The organism is Pseudoxanthomonas kaohsiungensis (assembly GCF_010211765.1).
Classification (GTDB): Bacteria; Pseudomonadota; Gammaproteobacteria; order Xanthomonadales; family Xanthomonadaceae; genus Pseudoxanthomonas; species Pseudoxanthomonas kaohsiungensis.
On record NZ_PDWO01000007.1, the window covers coordinates 1 to 17,325 of the forward strand.

26 protein-coding genes are annotated in these 17,325 nt (G+C 65.2%); 13 read left to right on the forward strand and 13 right to left on the reverse strand.

What is annotated here, in order from left to right:
• Positions 1-121 precede the first annotated feature (121 nt).
• Together CSC66_RS08740 and CSC66_RS08745 are read right to left on the reverse strand one after the other, a co-directional pair.
• A complete protein-coding gene (locus tag CSC66_RS08740; protein WP_162377023.1) occupies positions 122-523 on the reverse strand; it encodes a single-stranded DNA-binding protein in 402 nt (133 codons plus the stop codon).
• 66 nt (positions 524-589) lie between these two features.
• Positions 590-1,348: a hypothetical protein gene (locus tag CSC66_RS08745; RefSeq protein ID WP_162377024.1), complete on the reverse strand. Its 759-nt coding sequence runs from the start codon at positions 1,346-1,348 to the stop codon at positions 590-592.
• A 128-nt stretch (positions 1,349-1,476) separates the two neighbouring features.
• Here CSC66_RS08745 and CSC66_RS08750 point away from each other — a divergent pair, with 128 nt between their 5' ends.
• The 8 genes from CSC66_RS08750 (at position 1,477) to CSC66_RS08785 (ending at position 6,554) form a co-directional block, all read left to right on the forward strand.
• The gene (locus tag CSC66_RS08750) at positions 1,477-2,181 is read left to right on the forward strand and encodes a DUF2786 domain-containing protein (protein WP_162377025.1); all 705 of its coding nucleotides are present in this window, start codon (positions 1,477-1,479) and stop codon (positions 2,179-2,181) included.
• The gene (locus CSC66_RS08755; protein WP_162377026.1) at positions 2,178-2,960 is read left to right on the forward strand and encodes a hypothetical protein; all 783 of its coding nucleotides are present in this window, start codon (positions 2,178-2,180) and stop codon (positions 2,958-2,960) included. The genes CSC66_RS08750 and CSC66_RS08755 overlap by 4 nt, the downstream gene beginning before the upstream one ends.
• Positions 2,957-3,259, forward strand: coding sequence for a hypothetical protein (locus tag CSC66_RS08760; RefSeq protein WP_162377027.1), 303 nt, complete (start codon positions 2,957-2,959; stop codon positions 3,257-3,259). The genes CSC66_RS08755 and CSC66_RS08760 overlap by 4 nt, the downstream gene beginning before the upstream one ends.
• Complete coding sequence (locus tag CSC66_RS08765) at positions 3,249-4,076, forward strand: class I SAM-dependent methyltransferase (protein ID WP_162377028.1); 828 nt, start codon at positions 3,249-3,251, stop codon at positions 4,074-4,076. Before CSC66_RS08760 ends, CSC66_RS08765 begins: the two co-directional genes overlap by 11 nt.
• Positions 4,077-4,103: 27 nt before the next feature.
• Positions 4,104-5,012: a recombination-associated protein RdgC gene (locus CSC66_RS08770; protein ID WP_162377029.1), complete on the forward strand. Its 909-nt coding sequence runs from the start codon at positions 4,104-4,106 to the stop codon at positions 5,010-5,012.
• An 8-nt stretch (positions 5,013-5,020) separates the two neighbouring features.
• Positions 5,021-5,569 carry a dATP/dGTP pyrophosphohydrolase domain-containing protein gene (locus CSC66_RS08775; protein ID WP_162377030.1) on the forward strand — a complete coding sequence of 183 codons (549 nt, stop codon included), beginning with the start codon at positions 5,021-5,023 and terminating at the stop codon, positions 5,567-5,569.
• Positions 5,570-5,637: 68 nt separating this feature from the next.
• Complete coding sequence (locus tag CSC66_RS08780; protein WP_162377031.1) at positions 5,638-5,946, forward strand: hypothetical protein; 309 nt, start codon at positions 5,638-5,640, stop codon at positions 5,944-5,946.
• Complete coding sequence (locus CSC66_RS08785) at positions 5,943-6,554, forward strand: hypothetical protein (protein ID WP_162377032.1); 612 nt, start codon at positions 5,943-5,945, stop codon at positions 6,552-6,554. The genes CSC66_RS08780 and CSC66_RS08785 overlap by 4 nt, the downstream gene beginning before the upstream one ends.
• 211 nt (positions 6,555-6,765) lie before the next feature.
• Here CSC66_RS08785 and CSC66_RS08790 read toward each other — a convergent pair whose 3' ends face one another.
• The 10 genes from CSC66_RS08790 to CSC66_RS08835 form a co-directional block, all read right to left on the reverse strand.
• Positions 6,766-7,002: a hypothetical protein gene (locus tag CSC66_RS08790; protein WP_162377033.1), complete on the reverse strand. Its 237-nt coding sequence runs from the start codon at positions 7,000-7,002 to the stop codon at positions 6,766-6,768.
• Complete coding sequence (locus tag CSC66_RS08795; protein WP_162377034.1) at positions 6,999-7,295, reverse strand: DNA-binding protein; 297 nt, start codon at positions 7,293-7,295, stop codon at positions 6,999-7,001. The genes CSC66_RS08790 and CSC66_RS08795 overlap by 4 nt, the downstream gene beginning before the upstream one ends.
• Before the next feature lies 1 nt (position 7,296).
• Positions 7,297-7,680, reverse strand: coding sequence for a hypothetical protein (locus CSC66_RS08800; RefSeq protein WP_162377035.1), 384 nt, complete (start codon positions 7,678-7,680; stop codon positions 7,297-7,299).
• 23 nt (positions 7,681-7,703) lie between these two features.
• A complete protein-coding gene (locus CSC66_RS08805; RefSeq protein ID WP_162377036.1) occupies positions 7,704-8,348 on the reverse strand; it encodes a hypothetical protein in 645 nt (214 codons plus the stop codon).
• Positions 8,345-8,629 (reverse strand): hypothetical protein, encoded by a 285-nt coding sequence (locus CSC66_RS08810; RefSeq protein WP_162377037.1) that lies wholly within the window; start codon positions 8,627-8,629, stop codon positions 8,345-8,347. The genes CSC66_RS08805 and CSC66_RS08810 overlap by 4 nt, the downstream gene beginning before the upstream one ends.
• A 280-nt stretch (positions 8,630-8,909) precedes the next feature.
• Positions 8,910-10,052, reverse strand: coding sequence for a site-specific integrase (locus CSC66_RS08815; RefSeq protein WP_162377038.1), 1,143 nt, complete (start codon positions 10,050-10,052; stop codon positions 8,910-8,912).
• Positions 10,049-10,912, reverse strand: coding sequence for a DUF6283 family protein (locus CSC66_RS17605; RefSeq protein WP_238394347.1), 864 nt, complete (start codon positions 10,910-10,912; stop codon positions 10,049-10,051). The genes CSC66_RS08815 and CSC66_RS17605 overlap by 4 nt, the downstream gene beginning before the upstream one ends.
• Positions 10,909-11,289 carry a hypothetical protein gene (locus CSC66_RS08825; protein WP_162377039.1) on the reverse strand — a complete coding sequence of 127 codons (381 nt, stop codon included), beginning with the start codon at positions 11,287-11,289 and terminating at the stop codon, positions 10,909-10,911. The genes CSC66_RS17605 and CSC66_RS08825 overlap by 4 nt, the downstream gene beginning before the upstream one ends.
• Positions 11,286-11,444 (reverse strand): hypothetical protein, encoded by a 159-nt coding sequence (locus tag CSC66_RS08830; protein WP_162377040.1) that lies wholly within the window; start codon positions 11,442-11,444, stop codon positions 11,286-11,288. The genes CSC66_RS08825 and CSC66_RS08830 overlap by 4 nt, the downstream gene beginning before the upstream one ends.
• 10 nt (positions 11,445-11,454) lie before the next feature.
• Entirely contained in the window at positions 11,455-11,784 is a 330-nt protein-coding gene (locus CSC66_RS08835; protein WP_162377041.1) for a hypothetical protein, read from the reverse strand.
• A 191-nt stretch (positions 11,785-11,975) separates the two neighbouring features.
• Between CSC66_RS08835 and CSC66_RS08840 the strand changes: the two genes are divergently transcribed.
• The 4 genes from CSC66_RS08840 to CSC66_RS08855 are packed head-to-tail and all read left to right on the forward strand — an operon-like array spanning position 11,976 to position 14,667.
• The gene (locus tag CSC66_RS08840; RefSeq protein WP_162377042.1) at positions 11,976-12,587 is read left to right on the forward strand and encodes a hypothetical protein; all 612 of its coding nucleotides are present in this window, start codon (positions 11,976-11,978) and stop codon (positions 12,585-12,587) included.
• A gap of 8 nt (positions 12,588-12,595) precedes the next feature.
• Positions 12,596-13,150 (forward strand): hypothetical protein, encoded by a 555-nt coding sequence (locus CSC66_RS08845; RefSeq protein ID WP_162377043.1) that lies wholly within the window; start codon positions 12,596-12,598, stop codon positions 13,148-13,150.
• Positions 13,147-14,340 (forward strand): DNA-binding protein, encoded by a 1,194-nt coding sequence (locus tag CSC66_RS08850; RefSeq protein WP_162377044.1) that lies wholly within the window; start codon positions 13,147-13,149, stop codon positions 14,338-14,340. Before CSC66_RS08845 ends, CSC66_RS08850 begins: the two co-directional genes overlap by 4 nt.
• A 3-nt stretch (positions 14,341-14,343) precedes the next feature.
• Complete coding sequence (locus CSC66_RS08855) at positions 14,344-14,667, forward strand: hypothetical protein (protein WP_162377045.1); 324 nt, start codon at positions 14,344-14,346, stop codon at positions 14,665-14,667.
• Positions 14,668-14,753: 86 nt separating this feature from the next.
• On the opposite strand, the gene CSC66_RS08860 is transcribed toward CSC66_RS08855, so the two are convergent.
• A complete protein-coding gene (locus tag CSC66_RS08860) occupies positions 14,754-15,827 on the reverse strand; it encodes a DNA-binding protein (RefSeq protein WP_162377046.1) in 1,074 nt (357 codons plus the stop codon).
• A 222-nt stretch (positions 15,828-16,049) separates the two neighbouring features.
• Between CSC66_RS08860 and CSC66_RS08865 the strand changes: the two genes are divergently transcribed.
• Entirely contained in the window at positions 16,050-17,324 is a 1,275-nt protein-coding gene (locus CSC66_RS08865) for a tyrosine-type recombinase/integrase (protein WP_102947205.1), read from the forward strand.
• The last annotated feature ends 1 nt before the right edge of the window (position 17,325 follow it).

The following is a 17,325-nucleotide window of genomic DNA, read 5'->3' on the forward strand; positions in this document are numbered from 1 at the left end:
TTTTACAAGTGTAGCACTATAGAAATCTTTCTCAACAAAAAAATTCCGATGGGAACAAAGAAAAAGCCCTCAATGACGAGGGCTTTCTCTACTAAACTCTACAAAAACGCTTAGGTGTACCTCAGAACGGGATGTCGTCCGAATTGGGGTCCTTGGCCGGCGGGTCACCGGCCGGCGCGCCGCCTTCCGGCTTGTCGAGCAGGATGAACTCCTCGACCACCACGTAGGTCGAGTAGCGCGGCTTGCTCTCGCCTTCGACCTGGTACTTGTCCGTGCGCAGGGACCCTTCGATCTGCAGATAGCCACCCTTGCGGCCGTACTTGGCCAGGTTCTCGGCCGTCTTGCCGAAAGCCGTCACGGTGGTCCACTCGGTGCGCTCCTGGCGCTGGTCGCCGGTGCCCCAAACTTCGGTGGTGGCGACGGAGAAGCGCGCGTAACTGTTGCCACTGCGCCCGGTTTTCAGTTCGATCGGCTCACCTACGAAGCAGATCAGTTCGACGGAGTTCTTGGTGCGGCGTGCCATGGGTAGAGCCTCTGGATAGATAAGAAGACCAGGCTCCGGCGCTTTCCCTCCGCCGGAGCCTGGCGGCTACGGGCGGAGAGAGGTGCCCGATTCGAGGATCCCCTGCTGGTCGCCGACGCGGCTCTCCAACAGGGGATCGATGTGCTTGGATGCTGCGTTGAGCGCCGGTTTTGACGTGGCCTGACCCAGCGCCTGGTAGGCCTCGTTGACGAGTGCGTTATCGCTGGATGCGCGCGTGTCACGCGGGTCCTGGTCCAGCCGTTCGTCGGTCGTTGCCTGCAGGGCTCCTGCCAGCCGCAGCACGAGTTCCTGCAGCTGCGCATAAGACGCGGCCGGGCCCAGGCCAACGTCGGTGACGTTCTGCAGTGCACGTCTGGCGGCCTGCAGGTCGAAGTCGGCAGTGGTGCGCTCGCGCCCCATGCCGTAGCTCATCTTGAGCGTTGCGCCCTCTCGCAGCTCGCGTGCGAGAAGCGAGCGCAGCGAATGCGCGTCGAACATCACTCGCCGGTTGCCCTCGGTGTGCTCGATGTAGTTGATCGCGTTGCCCAGGTGTTGGGCCAGTTCATCACGCTGGGTGGCCACTTCCCACGAAGCGCGCAACAGCTCAAGCGTGGCAGCTGTGCGCGAGGCATCTCCGGAGTGGCAGACGATCTCGCACACACTCGGTTCACTGAACGCACCCGGGATCGGCTGACCCTCGCTGTCCAGGCGCTGCTGGGGCGCTCCGACGATCGTGCGGCCCACGATTCGGTAGGGACCCTGAACCGGGCCAGCGGGCGCGGTCTGGGGGCTGGTCTCAAGCAAAGATTCGGCGACGGCGTTCATGGCGTCCGGACAATAGTGGATAACACGGGCGGTTGCAACTTTCGTTAGAGTAAAGGAAACTAGCGTTGCACACGATATGGCCGGCAACCCCCGGACCGGATATGTGACGCACCCCACAGTCGAAATGCATGGAGCTTTCGGTGATGAATCGGGAACAGGCCCTCAGGAAGGTCCTCGCGTGTCTCCGCATGGCGGAGTCCGCCACCAGCAACCCCCACGAGGCAGCCGCGGCTATGCGGCAGGCGCAGGCGCTAATGCAGCGCTATGGGCTTGATGAAGGTGACCTAGCCGCAGGCAAAGTCGCTTTTGAGTCTGCGCCAACCCGGCAGCGAGGCGCGGTAGTGCCCCAGTCGCTCGCGTGCCTGGCAGAGGTGGTGGCCAACACCTATAGCTGCCGGGTCGTCCAGACACGTGGTGAGCTGCGCACGCAGCTCGTGTTCGCCGGCTCTCCGGCGCGGGCGCGCGTCGCCGCCTACGCGTTTGCCGTTTTGCGCCGGGTCATGGACAAGGACCGGCTGGCGCACACTCGGCGCGTAGTGAAGCGCGATCGCAAGGCGGCTCGCGGTGAGCAGTTCGCCCTGGGATGGGTCGCTGCGGTACGGATGAACCTGCCAAAGCAGGAGATGGGCGAGTCGGAAGCGAGAGAGATCGACCTGGCGATCCGCCAGGCCATGGGAGAGGTGCGTGGCACCCAGCCGCGGCAGCTGACGTCCCGCAAGGGAATCAATACGGACAGCGTGGCGGGATTCGTGAAGGGCACGCAAGCCCGCGTGGCTCAGGGGTTGGAGGCACGACAGAACGGGGCGTTTGCCCAACTGGAAGTGCAATCGTGAGCGGCGAGACCAGTGCTGGAGTGCAGGCCGAAGACATCCGTCTGGCACTGCGCATGCGGTTTCCCGAGCGCAGCCATGCGCTGCTGTTCGAGGTGGCTGATGCGTGCGGTAGCAGCCAGAGCCGCTTCGCGGATGCGATCGCGATCGGCCTGTGGCCATCGCACGGCCATCGCCTCGACGGCATGGAGATCAAAGTCTCCCGAGGGGACTTCCTGCGGGAGATGAAGGATCCGACCAAGAGCGAGCCGATCTACCAGTTCTGCCATCGATACTGGTTGTGCTGCCCGAAAGGCATGGTCCAGCCGTCTGAGCTTCCGGAGACCTGGGGGCTGTTGGAGTTCTCGGGTGGGTCGTTGCGGGAGAAGAAGAAAGCGACCGTCCGGGAGCCGGTGGCGCCCAGCTATGCATTCGTTGCCTCGCTCCTGCGTCGGCACGCAGGCCAGGATGAGCAGATGCTGGCGGCACACCTGAAGGCAGAGACAGCACGCATCCACGAGAGCCTGAAGCGCAGCGCCGATGTCACCATCGAGCGCGAAATCAGTATGCGCGTCCGCCGGGCGGATGAGGCCGCGACGAAGCTGGTGGCCATCAAGGAGGCCACCGGCATTGACCTGACTTCCTTCGTACCGACTCAACAGTGGATCGAAGCGATCCGGTTTCTCCATGCCAACCCGAGCTTCGCGGCTACGTTCACCCGGCGTGGTCTGGCCAGGTTGCGGGAGCAGGCCGAGCAACTTTCGGCAGAGATCGGGGCTGTGATCGATGGGGTGCCGGAATGAGGCGCGGTCGTGTGATCGAACAAGGGCAGGTCTGGGTCGTTACCCGCGCCACCGCGCATGGGATCAAGCGCGAGCCGCCGCAGCGGCCGCGGTCCATCACCCGGGTCATCCTGGCGGTGATCGACGACACGATCGCCTATTCCGTCGGATCCTCCGGAACCCGGTACTGCGAGCGCCATGCGTTCCTGGTGTGGGTGCGCAGGTACAAGGCCAGGACCAAGTCGAAGACCCGAAAGCCGCCGCCGCTGCAGCTCGTGCAACCGGCAGGCAAGGCCAGGAGGGCCCGGCATGCGCACTGAGCAATCCCGAAAAGCGCTGGGACAGTACATGACGCCGGAATGGGCGGCATCGTGGCTGGTCGAGGCCTTCTTCGCCGACCTGACCGACCAGGACGTGGTGCTGGAGCCCACCTGCGGGGAGGGCGCCTTCCTGGCAGCCATCCCGCCCCATGTCCACGCGATTGGTATCGAGCTCGATCCCGAGCTGGCTGCCGTGGCGCGTGAGCGCACCGGCCGGCAGGTGATTGTCGGCGACGCCCGCATGGTGGATCTGCCCGTCAAGCCAACCGTCATCATCGGCAATCCGCCCTTTGAGCGGCGCCTGGTCGAGCAGATCCTGGAGCGCTGCTACCTGCTACTGCCCGACGGTGGTCGTGTAGCCATGGTGCTGCCTGCGTTCGTCCTCCAGACGGCCAGCACCGTGCATCGCCTTGCACAGGTGTGGCACGTCAGGCAGCAGATGCTGCCCCGGAACCTGTTTCCGCGCCTCCAGCACCCGCTGTGCTTTGTCCAGCTGACCAAAAGCGAGCACACGGGCCTGGAGGGGTTTGCCCTGTATGAGCAGGTGCACCAGGTGTCGAAGCTGCGCGCTCGCTATCGCCAGCTGCTCGCGCAGGGCGTGCGCTCCACGTGGGCGGCCGTCGTGCAAGCCGCACTGGAGCAGCTGGGCGGCCGCGCCAGCCTGCAGGAGCTCTATCACGAGATCGATGGCCATCGCCCCACGAACAACGCGTTCTGGCACGCCAAAGTGCGCCAGACGCTGCAATGCATCGCCTACGGACATGGCAACGGCGTCTGGGAACTGCCAGGTGCCGCAACGCTGCCCAAAGTCGCCTAACCACACACCACCCAAGGAACCTAAAGCATGTCCTTCTTCACCAATCTGGCCTTCATGCGCTTCCCGGTCAAGCACGACTTCGCACATCTTGATCAGCTGCTCCCGGAAGCGGCGCTCAAGCCGGTGGGAGCGCTGGAGATGTCCTCCAGCGGCTTCATCTCGCCGTTCGGCAAGGGCGAGGATGCGCTGAGCCACCGTATCGGCGATGCCGTCTGGCTGACCGTGGGGAGCGAGAACAAGATCTTGCCGGCGTCGGTGGTCAACGACCTGCTGGCCACGAAGGTGGCCGAGATCGAGGAGAAGGAAGGCCGCAAACTGGGCGGCAAAGCCCGCAAGCGGCTGAAGGACGATCTGCTGCACGAACTGCTGCCCAAGGCCTTCGTCAAGAACTCCCGCGTGGACGCCATGCTCGACCTGCAGCACGGCTTCCTGGCGGTGAACACCTCCTCCCGCAAGGCGGCCGAAGCGGTTGCTTCGGAGATCCGCCGGGCGCTTGGCAGCTTCCCGGCCATCCCGCCGAACGCGGAAGTGGCGCCCCGTAGCGTGCTGACCGGCTGGATCGCCGGCGAGCCGCTGCCGGAAGGCCTGTCGCTGGGCGAAGAATGCGAGCTCAAGGACGCCATGGACGGCGGCGCGGTGCTCAAGGCGCAGCATCAGGAAATGCTCAGCGACGAGATCGCCAAGCACCTGGAAACCGGCAAGCAGGTCACCAAGCTGGCGCTCAACTACGAGGACCACGTGTCCTTCGTCTTGGGTGAAGACCTGATCGTGCGCAAGCTGAAGTTCCTGGACGGCGCTGTCGACCAGCTGGAGAACACCGAGCGCGACGACCTTCGTGCCGAACTCGATGCGCGCTTCGCATTGATGGCCGGCGAGGTCCGTCGTTTGTTCCAGGTCCTGGAGGCGGCGCTGAAGCTCAGCCCCGCCGAAGCGTGAGGTGAGCCATGGGCCTGATCCTCACCCGTGAAGTAGGACAAGTTGTGGAGATCGGCTCCCCGTTGGGGGCTCCTGCCCGCGTACGCGTGGAAGCGGTGACCGAGAAGCAGGTGCGCCTGTGCATCGACGCTGCTCCCGACGTGCCGATCAATCGCGGTGAGTACGCAGACGAGGCGCGTGCTCGTGGCCTGTGCGAAGGTGAGCCGTTCCCACCGGAGCGGTTCGACCTGGTCGACCATCTGCGGGCGCAGCACGCCTGGTCGCAGGACACCTTCGGCCCTGGGCCCATGACGGCCCGGCTGTTGGATCACATTCGCAAGGAATGCGTCGAGGTCGAAGAGAAGCCTTCGGACATCCTCGAATGGATCGACATCGCAGCTCTGGCCCTGGACGGCGCCATGCGCGCCGGCGCCAACGCATCGGAAGTGGCGGCGGCGATCGCGGCCAAGTTCGCAGTGGTGCGCAGCCGTAAGTACCCGCCGATCGGCAGCATCCCGGCCGACCAGGCTGTGGGTCACCTCAAGGACCTTGGCGAGCTCGCAGGAGCGGAGGGGTGACGTACTGCCATTGGGATGATGCGCCGCGGTGCGACCTCCACTGCTACGAAGCCAGGGATGGTTCGTACGTGATCCATGTGCGCGGGCTGATTCGTCCACGGCCGCTGCCGCCGGTGGATACCAGCAGCGCCAGGGCGCGAAGGGACAGCACGCAACTACGTTGGATTGCCGAATGCGATCCTGCGAACCAGCCGGCTCCCATGGGGCTTCCGTTTGCCGGCGAGCTGCTGACGTACCCGACCCTGCACGCCATGCGAGACCAGATCGGGGTCCTGTGTGGTCTGGGATACCACGTGCCCGCTAGCGTCTTGGAGGGCATCGACATCGAACTCACCGATTACCGCCTGAGCACCATTTCTGAGGAGATCGTTGGATGAATGCGAGCAGCTATATGACCACCAGCGGCCTTCGGTCCGCCACCCAGGCGCTACGCTTCCGCGTGGGGATCACCGATTACGAAATGAACCGGACGCTGGCCAAGCGACGCCACGCAAGCATGCTAAGGGCGCGCTGGCGCTTCCTGGCGGGCGTGATCGTGCTTGGCCTTGGAATCATTGCGGTGGGGCTGAGTCGTTCGCTGGGCGACGTGGCCCACCTGCTGCAGCTCTATGTGGCCGGCTTCGTGCTCGGCCTGCTCGGCTTGGGGGCGGCGTTGTCGGCGCTTCTGGCGGGCGCGGTGCGAGGCAGGGAGAGCAGCGGTCGCTACACCGCCGCGGAGATCCCTGCCGGGCCGGAGGATGTGCTGTGGCTGCACCAGCGCAGCCGCACCGACGATGAACTTCGCGACTTGGTGGATGGGTGGTTTGCCGGCCCGGCGCTCATCCGCGCCTCGGACATCGATCTGGTGAAGAAGTTCTTGGCGGAGAAGGGCAAGTCGCAGACCCGCGCCGCGGCTTACGTCGAGGGGGAGATCCATCGGCTCGGTGACCAGACACCCAAGGGCACGAACCTGCCTTGCGTCGACCTGGATCTGCAGGGGGCCTGATCACCATGGACGTGAACGGCTCTGGACGGTCGCGATTCGGGTGGTGCCTGATGGAATCCCCTGTCACCGGGGTCGTCGTGATGGTCGCTGCTGCGGTCGTGCTGCCGTGGCTGTGCGAGAAGCTGTTCTAGCTGACGCTGGCCAGCACGGGGAGGAGAAAAAGGGGGCCCATGGCCCCCTTCGTCATTCACGGTCCAGACTCGCTGCAGCTTCAACGCCTGGGATCTTCAGGCGGCGCTTCCGGCTGAGAGGAGAGCAACTGCCAGCGCCCGGTGAGCCCGCTGCGCAAACCAATCAGCGCCAGGGTCACCTGCACCGCCAACTGCGCGGCCTTGTCGGCTGCTCCCATCACGCGACCGGCGATAGCGGCGATGAGGGCAACCGCCGCGCAGACGGCGATCAGCGTCAGGAGACGGTTCAGCGAGGGAACTGGCGAGTTGGAGTTCAAGTTCCGTCCTCTTCGGTGGACCGCGAGGGAGCTGCTGCGGCCGCCGCGGCGTGCCAGACGGCCGTGAGTGCCTTCACGTGTGGAGCTTCCAGGTTGAGCGCGGCTTCCATGGTCAGGTGCCTGATCCTCAGGGCTTCTTCCCATTGGCGGATGTAGCGGTAGATCACTGGGGCGGATCCACCACCCAGCTGCTCGCGCACGGCCTCTCCGGTAATCGGCTCTCCGGCACGGAACAGCTTTTCGCAAACCTGTGCCACCGCTTCTGGGGTGGCCTTGTGGGCGACTCGGGGCATGTCATTCCCTCGGAAGCGTGAAGGGTAGGGCGCCCTGCGGCGCCGCGGGCACGACAGCAAACCGTGCGTCCGCGGCGGCGGCAGCGCCTGCCGTTTGGTGGCCGGACTTGCCGTCCACAACGGCCAGGCCAGCGGGCGTGAGGACGTCGAATTCGTCAACGAGACCCCGCTTGCGCAGCCAGAACAACGTGCTGACCAAGCCCCCGTGCTGGGAACGGCCCTGAACGCCGAAGGCGGCGCCGCGGCCGGATTTGATGTTGAACAGCACTCGCCACATGGCTTGCGTTAAACGTGGACGCTTGGCCACAGCTTCGGACGTTGCCGCGATGCAGTGCAACGCCTCATGAATCTCCAGAGCTGGCAGGCCCGCTGCCAGCTCGTCCATCGAGCCGTCCATGGTAGGCCCGTTCAGTGGGTGAGCTGGCGCAGGGCCTGCAGGTCTGCCCAGAGGCGATCCAGTTCGGCGCGATTCTCCTCGCTCAGTTCGCCGTAGCCGGGGTCCTGCCGAACCAGCGACAGGCGTTCATAGATCGCTGGCGCCTTGGCCCGCACTCCGCTGTTGAACTTCGCGTCGGGCATGCTCTTGGGCGTGATCTTCGTCTTGCCCTGGGCCTGAGCAGCCTTCAGCTGCGCCTGCAGCAATTCGGCCGCCTTCTCCGGGCCTTCCTTGCGGATCAGGCCGACCGCCATCGTGGCGGCCACCTGGTTGGAGATGATCATGTTGTGGATCATCTTCGGTGCGCTGGCCAGCACCATCAGGTTGTCCACGTGCGTGAGCGTCAGGTTGAACTCCTCCGCGATCTCCTGGGCGGTGTGGCCACGGTTCTCCAGTCGCTTGACGATCAGCGCGGTCTCCAGCATGGAGAACGGGGTGCCGTTGTTGTTCTTCACCTGGGCCTTGAGGATGTCATCGAGCGACATCGTCTTCGGCGCGAGGAAGACCGGAATAACCGGGATCTTGGCGCCTTCGGCGATGGCCAGCAGCACCGCCTCCAGACGCGTGCCGCCGTCGTAGGCAACGATCTCGTTGCCGCCGTTGCCGTCGTCCTTCACGTAACAGGAGATAGCCTTGTCGGCATGAAGCCGTTGCGCTTCATGTCGTCAGCGTACGCCCGCACGCGGGCGGCGCGCTCCGGGCTGTGCAGGCGGCCGTTGAGGCCGGGCAGGGTGGTGATGGCCTTCGGATCGGCCCAGATCACCGAGTCGTTGCGCTTGTTCTCGGTTTTGACCGTCTTGATGCCGCCGGCGACCAGGTCGAACTTCTGATCGACGTCCGGGATCTGCACGCCGGTCACGGTCGGGTTGGCGAGCGAAGGCTGGTGGTTATCGAACATGTCGAGCTCCTGTTGGTGGGTGCTGCTTGGCGCGTGGCGCCGGTCAGAATTCGGGCAGTCAAGCTGGGAAGCGACTCGCGATCGGAAGTCCGTTGCCGAACAGGGCTTTGCGTTCTTCCGTGCCGATACTCTAACGAAAGTCAAAACAGGAAGTCAACTAAGTTTTGGTAGTTTGCGTGACACAAAAAAGATGGGGTCGGCGCTGCGACGCCGACCCCATGAGACACGGGCTTGTTGCGCGTATAGCGCGATTCGGGTGACAGATGCCGGGCCCTACCTTCTATGCGTCGGCGTTGTCTCCGGGGCTTTGAGGATCGCCGCTGTCGGTGGTCGACTTGCGCCTCAGGTTGGCCACAGCATTGCGGCCGGCGCGTGTGCGCCTTGTGTAGTGCAGCACCATGTGCTGGGACTTCCAGCCGCCGGCGGCCATGGTGTCCTGAATGGAGGCACCGTCTTCATCCAGGTCAAGCGCCGTCCCCACGCGAGTGGAGTGACCGCTGATGCTCGACCCCTCTGGGAGCCCTGCGGCGATCGCTCGGCGACGGAACATACGGGCAACTTCGCGGGGCCGGAGGACTGCGTGCTGCAGTTCCTCGTCGCTGCTTGGCCGCTGGCCTTCCTGCAGCTGCAGCGGTGCCTTCCCTGGTCCGCCGATCGGAACGAAGAGCGGCCCGCTGTTGATCCCGTGTGCTGCGCACCAGCGATCGATTCTGGCCTTCGTGTCCGGACTCACGTATCGGTACGAGCCGCGACGAAGCCCATCGGTCTTGCTCTTGCCCACGCGGAGCGTCCATGCACCTGTACTGGGATCCGGCTCGATGTCCTCCAGGACCACCCGTACCAGCTCGGACTCGCGGCACAGCGTGTCGCTCGCCAGCGCCAGCATCGCCCCATCGCGCAGCTCATGCGGGCTATCCCCCAGTTTGGCCAGGATCGCCGCCACGGCGGGCATCTGCAGGGGCGTGGCCTGGGTGGGAGCAGTTCGCTCCAGTGTGCTCAAGCGCTTGAGGATCACCTTCCATTTCTGACGCCAGATTCCGTCGTGCGTCGGATCGGGTGCACCCGCGGCGCGGTGGATCAAGCGGATCGAATACAGATAGCGACGCAGTGTGGAGAGCCGGCGGCCGTCCTTGACCGCTTCACGCAGGTAGCGGAGCAGGGCAGTGGTCTCTACCGGGATCGGAGCCACCTTGTGGCGTGCGCACCAGTCGACGAACCGGTGCCAATCTGCACGAACCGCTTTGATGGTGGCCGGCGGGCTGCCTTCCTCGAAGTCCTTCTCCCATTCGAGCAGGCGGCTGGCCAACTCGTCTGCCGTGACCTCGAATGGCTTTGAGGGACTAGCGCTGGAAACGACGCCCTCGGGGAGCAGATCCCGCAGGGACTCCACGACCAGCGCCCGGTCGTTGCCCTCGGCAATCACGGCGTTTCAAGCCCGAGCGCTACACGTGCCTTGGCGTACTTGCGCCAGGCCCATGCGGCGGTAGAGGCGGGCAGCAGGGCAAGGCGGACCGGGTCGCTGTTGTCGGCCACGTCGGCAGCCTTCACCCGGAGGGCGAGTGGGTTTGCCTTCACCTGGGCGTAGTAGCTCTCCAGGTTCTGGCCAGGCTGGCGGGTGATCGCCAGCACCGCGGCCACGATGCGCGGCGGAAAGCCGAGTACCGCGTCGCGATGACTCGGGTGATCTTCCAGGACATCGTGCAACCAGGCGACAGCAACGGCGTCCGGATCCGGCTGCAACCGCGTGGCCACGCGCTGGACATGCTTGATGTAGGGTGCGCCGGCCAGGTCGACCTGGTCGGCGTGCGCGAGCTCGGCGACCGCCTTCGCCCGCTCTACGAGATCAACGGCGTAGTCGGACTCCCGGCATGGCGCAAGCACCGGATCCTCCGGGCTTACCCCATTGGCGATCGCCATGGAGGCGTAGCAGCTGTGGAGCTCGTGGCCGCCGTCGGCGACCTGCAGCAGGTGGCCCCGCATTCGCTGCATTCGCGCCTTCATGTTGTGATCTGCGCCGCGCAGCAGGAAGCCTGCGCACGCCGCTGAGCGCTGCTCACCGGCCTGATGGCAGGCGAACGTATGCGTAGCCATGTCGTATGCCGTTTCGGCGCTATGCCGGAAAGCCTCCGCTGGAAACACGCCGGTCGCGTCGACGCGCCACGGGCAATCGGCGCACGGACGCTTGGTGTGCCGCCGCGACGCAGGACCGCGGACGTGCACGGTTATGACCTGGTGCTGATCGCCGGCGGGTCGTGTTCGCAGGATCTTGCGGGGGTCCGTCATTTGGCCAGCACCGTGTCGGGCGCCGGGCGCGCGGCGATGATGCGGCGGAACTCTCGCTTCGCTTCGGCCAAGTTGCGGATGCCACGATTGGGCGTGTAGTGCCACTTCGTGATCACTCGCGTAGGTTCGTGCCAGAACTCGAAGCCTTCGATCTTGAGGATCCAAGGGTGCTCGGGACGGTGGCGATGGATGTTGCCGATGGCAACGCCGCCGACTACAGCGACATGTGCGAGCGCGCCCGCTTTCCAGGTAAGCTCCATGTTGCCAAGGGTTGCAAGCCTGCGTAGCGCCGCAGCGTTCCAACGACCGCTATCGGCCAGAACTTCGCCCGGCCGCTGCGCGGGCTGGGGTTGCAAGGGTGCAACACCGATGCTCATGTATTTTCCCGCTTTTGAGGTATCTTCTGCAGGCAGAGCTTGCAAGTCACTTTGTCGGCATTGTCGGTGATGTTCATGCCGTCGGAAATCGTCCGATTGCGACCGCAAAGCGTGGTAGTTACTGTCGACCCGCGGCGCTCAATCACCTTGGTCATGTGCAGCACATTAGGCATCGACGTGACCCTCGTACCGGCAGCCTAACGCGATCGCACGTGCCACTACATCCGAATAGCGGATGGGGCTTTGGATTAGGTCCAAGAGGTCATCTGCCTCCTGGCGGCTGATCCTGATTTCGCCCTTGCGGGCGGCTTCCAGGCGGGCCCGCGGTTCTGCGTGGACATCGAACAGGAGCCATTCCAGTCGCTTCATCGCCGCGACCGCTTGTGATGCGCAGTGCTTCGTCACCCGCTCCTGCACGAAGTTGGGGCGCAGCCGGGAGCGCTCGGCATTCCATTCGGCTTCGGTGAGCTGCCAAGGATGGTCTATGGCGTCCACGGATTTCTCCGACAAGGAGTCATACAAACGTTGGATTGACATCTGAAATGCGCATGTATGGGCAATAATGCGTAATTATTGCCCATAAAGTCAAGATCCGACCATATGGCATATCAATAGGATAGCCATATTGCGCTGGGGGTAGTTCTGCGTCAGAATGTCTGCGTTCGTCCCGCCACGGCAGTCGCCAAATGCTTCATCTTTCTCAGGTTTTCGCCTTCCGCCCGCTCGACCGCCTGCAGGTGGCCAGCAAAGCAGTGCTTCGGGAGGCATGTGTTGGCGCCAGCCGCTTGATGCCGCCGCCGTTCTGGTTCTTCCAGTACGTGCGCAGCGACGGCCTGTTGGCCTTGCGCGGGCCCGGGGGCTACGAAGCGTTCGTGGATCCGCTAGACGTGTGCGATGTCCGCGCCGGTCAGCCTGTCGCTGTTCGGGCCATGGACAGGTCAGCTTTCTGCACCTGGACGAAGGTGCGCTCCGGGAACCCCTCAGCCCGGCCGCCCAGCGAGCTCTACTCGCAGGGCCAGGTCATGTTTGCGCGCAAGGACCGTTGGGGCAGAGCCGAAGCCGTCGTACGCTTCGACAATCAGGCCCTGAACGACGGGGAGCGCTGGAAGACTTGGGTCGCCCCGCTCCATGCAGACGACCAGGCCCGGCTGCAGAAGCAGGCGCGGCGCTCGGTGATGCCAGTCATGGCAAGCACTTCGGCGAACTGGTCTGCTGATGCGGGGATCGCAGTGGAACTGAATCGCGTGGCGCAGCAGGCGCGGAGCTTCATCCGCGGCGCCCTGGCCCAGGCAGCGTGAGGCACCGGATGAATTCGATCTTGCAGCAGATCATCGATAAGAGCCGGCAGGCCACCGCCGGCGGCGCCGCTGCCATCTCCCACGGCGAGCTTATTGCCGCCGCACTGGCGCTCGACCGCCCCGAGTGGCTTGCCGACATGGGTCTTACGCTCGCTGACGCGATCGATCGGCTTGGCCCCGACTGGCTGGCGCAGATCCCCGCTGCGGCTCGACAGCTGCAAAGCGAGCAGCGCCAGGTCTCCCAGATGCTCGATCGCGCCTCGAACGCGGCCGCGGCTGAGGCGCTTCTGGATGCACCGGAGGTTGAGCTGGCCGGCGAACTGGTCACCTACGGGCATGCCCCGGGCTACCGCGACGTCGACCTGGTGTTCAACGTGCGCCGATTGACCAGCGGCGGCAGGCAGCGGCCCACCCGCCTGATGCTGCGTCTGCGCCCCGCGGATGGTGAACCTGTGGCTCGGCACGTGAGGGATGTGCACCGTTCTGCCTGGGGCCGTCCTGGTGAACTACCGCTGGACGCGTCAGCGGACGAAGGCCGGCCTCTGTGGATCGACAGACTATGACTACCGAACGTGAGCGGTTGGAAAGGGTCCGTGCCGAGTGGCTGACTGGCCGCGGCGGCGAAGCCGCCCGGCTCGAACAGGCCTTCGTGCTGGACATCGCGTTCATGCTCTTCGAGAACCGGCTGCATCCGACCGTCGACAACATCCGCTATGTCAACGACGGCAAGGGATCCCCGAACGTCATCCAGCCTGCGGTCAAGGTGTTCTTCCAAGGGGAGCTGCAGCGAAGGCTGGCCAAGCCCGCTCCATTGGAGGGCGTGCCTGCGCCGCTCATGACCCTCTGGGCAGAGGTCCTGGATTCGGCAGGCAAGATCGCAGAGCGGTCCTTGGCCGAGCGATCGGCCCTGGTCGAAGATCGTAGTGCTGCCATCGACGCCCGCGAGGAGGATCTTCTGCAGCGGGAAAGAACGCTGGACCAGCGCGAGGTAGATCTGCAGGCGCTGATCCGGACCTTGCAACAGGATCTTGATCGAGCGCGCAGTGAGCAGGCGGAGTTGTCGCAGGAGCACCGTCAGGTTCTGACTCAGCTGGCCGAGCAGCGAGAGGCTACCGCCCACGCCGTGGCCGCTGCGCAAGCACAGGCGGCAGACCATGATCGCACCACCGAAGAGTGGCAGGACAGGGTCGCTGCCCTGCAGGCGCAGGTAGAACAGCTCGAATCCGGCTCCGCCAAGAGCGCGCAGGCGCTCGATGAGGCTCGCTCGGCCCTCAGTGAGGCGCAGCAGCAGGCGAGAATCGAGCGGGCTACCGCTGCCGAGCGCCTGGAGGCGGCCCTGCAGGTGGCCGAGCAGGCTCGCGCCCAGGTCGAATCCAGTTCCGCGCTTGCCCGCACCAGGGAGCAGGAGCTGCAGGCTGCCCTGGCGAGCGTCCGCGAGGCGCTGGGTGTGGCTGAAGGCCGCAGGGATGGGGTGCAGCAGCAGCTGGCGGAGCTGCAGGCGCGGCATGCCCAGCTGGTCGAGGAGCGCCGATTGGCCCCCTTCGATGTGGCAGTGCTCTCGAAGTCGCTTGCTGCTGCGCACTGCGCATTCCGGGCGGCGGGCCGCCATCCGAGCGACGAACAGCTGGCGACGGCTGCCACGTTCGTCTATGCCCATGCCGTACGCGGCACCAATCCAGACGAAGCCGCCGCCGGCGGCGAGGTCGCCCTGCTCATCGAGCGGGCACCGCCATCCCCTGAAGAGAAGAGGTAAGGTGTGAGCCAACCGATCGACTATGTGGCGCTTGCAACTGTGCTGATGGACCGACTGCAGGGACATCGCAGCTATACCGAGCTTGTGCGTGCAGCGGCTCCTTGCCTTTCTGAGGCAGACCAGTCGGTGGTCATCCCAGTCGTGGAGAGGGCGCACTATCAGTTCCTGTTCCTCAACGATGTTGGAACATCCAGCGACACTCAGAAGGCAACGCTGGAAACGGCCTTGCTGGGCATGGTGCGGGAAGCGCTAGGAAAGGCGGCGCGGGCAAGGCGTCCAGCGCCGACACCGAGTCCGACCCCGACAGCAACCCCGGCCATCCCCTGACTGCGACATGCAGGACGGCGCACACTTGAGGGTCGGCAGGGAATCGTGTAAAAAACAGCCAAAAGTGAGTTAACTATCTGGCGGACCTAGCATTTCTCATCGACGTTGCCGATAGCTGAGGTAGGCGCGGCTTCCGGGATTTTTTCGGCGCTGTCGACCGGATCAGGCCGCAGCTGCAGTAGCAACTGCTCCAACGTATCCCGACCTACCCCTGCCCGCAGCGCGTCGGCCTCAGCGTGTTCGCGGCGCTCTCGCTCGTCAGCCAGCGCGAGACGGCTGTCAGCCAATTCCGCGTGTATGGCTTCCAATGCTTGGGAATCTTGGGCCCAGCGCACTTGCAGCGCCCTGTATTCGGCAGCCGTGAGGCGCAGTGCGTCCAGATCTCTCCGCTGTTCGTCCGCGGCTTGCCGGACCTGTGCCAGCTCCCGCTCCAGGCGACCATGGCGCTCCAGCCACTGGCCGTTGTCGCGATTGAGCTGCACCAATTCGTGGTTCTTGCCGGTCAACGCTTCGTTGGCTTGGCGCAGCGCGACCTGCAGCTCCTGCACCTGGTGTTCGTGGCGGCGTTGCTCTTGCTCGCGCTGCTCTTTGACCGAGGTGCGGTAATGCTCCAGCGCCTCACGTGCATGCTGATGCTTCTGCTCCAGGGACTGCATGTGAGCCTCATGCTCTACCAATCGCGTGGCCAGGCCGGCGATGCGTTCGTTGAGCTGCACAACCTCAGTGAGTTTTTCAGCCAGCACTCGCTGAGCGGCGCTATGAGCCGCTTTTTCCTCGTGTAAGGAAGTCTCAGTGCGCTGAAGCTGACCACTTAGCCCTGCTGCTTCCTGCTGGGCGCCATCCAACGCCCGATCGCGCTCCAGCAACTGCGCTTCGAACCGAGTACGGGCTTCCGCTACTACGGCATCCGCTTCTTCGTGCAAGCGCTCGGCCAGCTTGCCGACAAGCTCCTGCAGGGCTTCGCTGATGGCGGCCTTCGCCCCCACTTTGGCCGTGCCTTCTTCCTCCTCGATCTCGCGCAGAAGGCGGTGGATCGTGCTTTTGGAGCCGGTGTTTCCCAACTCCACGCGAATGGCGTCGAGTGAGGGATTGATACCACGAGCGCGCAGATTGTCCCGCGCCCGGACCACTTCAGTCTTGTAGATGCTTCCGCGTGCCACGCCCCTCTCCCTAGTTTATCGTACCGTAGTACATACTATGATAGTACATACCCTTTATTGCAATTCGTGACATGACTAGCGGCGCTTTATCACGCGGGATAATGTGGAATTATCCCGCCTTAGCCCCAAAACTGGGGTAGAGTCGGCCCGAAGCGGTACGAAACCCTCAGCGCAGGCGATTCGTCGTCGGTCCGCAGCGATGGCAAGCGGGGAGCACCCACCATGAGCACGGTCGAGCAGTACCTGGATGCGGCCACCCGCGCCAACACCGAGCGCGCGTACGCCGGCGCGACCCGTCACTTCGAGGTCGACTGGGGCGGTCATCTGCCGGCGACCGCCGATCAGGTGGCCCGCTACCTGGCCGCCTACGCGGGGCAACTCGCACTCAACACGCTCAAGCACCGGCTCGCAGCCTTGGCCCAGTGGCATCACGCGCACGGCTTTGCCGACCCCACGCGGGCCCCGATCGTGCGCAAGGTGCTCAAGGGCATCCAGACCTTGCACCCGAGCCAAGAGAAGCGCGCCACACCGCTGCAGCTCACGCAACTGGGCCAGGTGGTGGATTGGCTCGACGGCGCCGCGGCCGCGGCCGGCACGCGCGGCGATCCGGCCGGCCGGCTCCGGCACCTGCGCGATCGCGCCCTGGTGCTGCTGGGCTTCTGGCGCGGCTTCCGCGGCGACGAACTGGTTCGTCTGCAGGTGCAGGACCTGCGCCTGGTGCCCGGCGAAGGCATGACCTGCTTCCTGTCGCACAGCAAGGGCGACCGCCAGCACACCGGCCGGACCTACAAGGTGCCGGCGCTGTCGCGCTGGTGTCCGGTCGCGGCGACCTCGGCCTGGATCGCGGCGGCCGACCTCCACGAGGGCCCGCTGTTCCGCGCGGTCGACCAGTGGGCGGGGATCGCCGCCACGCCGCTGCATCCCAACAGCCTGGTGCGCCTGCTGCGGCGGATCTTCCGCGAGGCCGGCCTGGCCTCGCCCGACGACTACAGCAGCCACTCGCTGCGCCGGGGTTTCGCCGGCTGGGCCAACGCCAACGGCTGGGACGTGAAGGCGCTGATGGAGTACGTCGGCTGGCGCGACGTAAATTCGGCGATGCGCTACCTCGATGGCGCCGATCCGTTCGCCCGTGAGCGCATCGAAGCCAGTCTGCCGCCGATCGCGCCCCCGCGCCTGGCGCTGCCGGCGCCGGCTGTCGCGCCGGTGCCGAGCACGACAGTGGAGGCGACCATCACGCTGACCCGGCTCACCCCGCGCGTGCGCGGCCTGGCCAAGGCCCATCGGCTGATCGAGCAGATCTGCCTGCACCCCCACCAGGCGCAGCGGCTCGATGCCGATGGCACTCGCTACCGCCTGGCGATCGCCGCATCTGACGACGCGGCGCTGGAAGAAACCATCGCGATGCTGCTCGACGAGATGCACCGCATCGCCGACAACCACCAGTGCTTCCTCGCCGTCGCCTTGCGCGATGAAGCGGGCGGCCGCCATTGGGACTGAG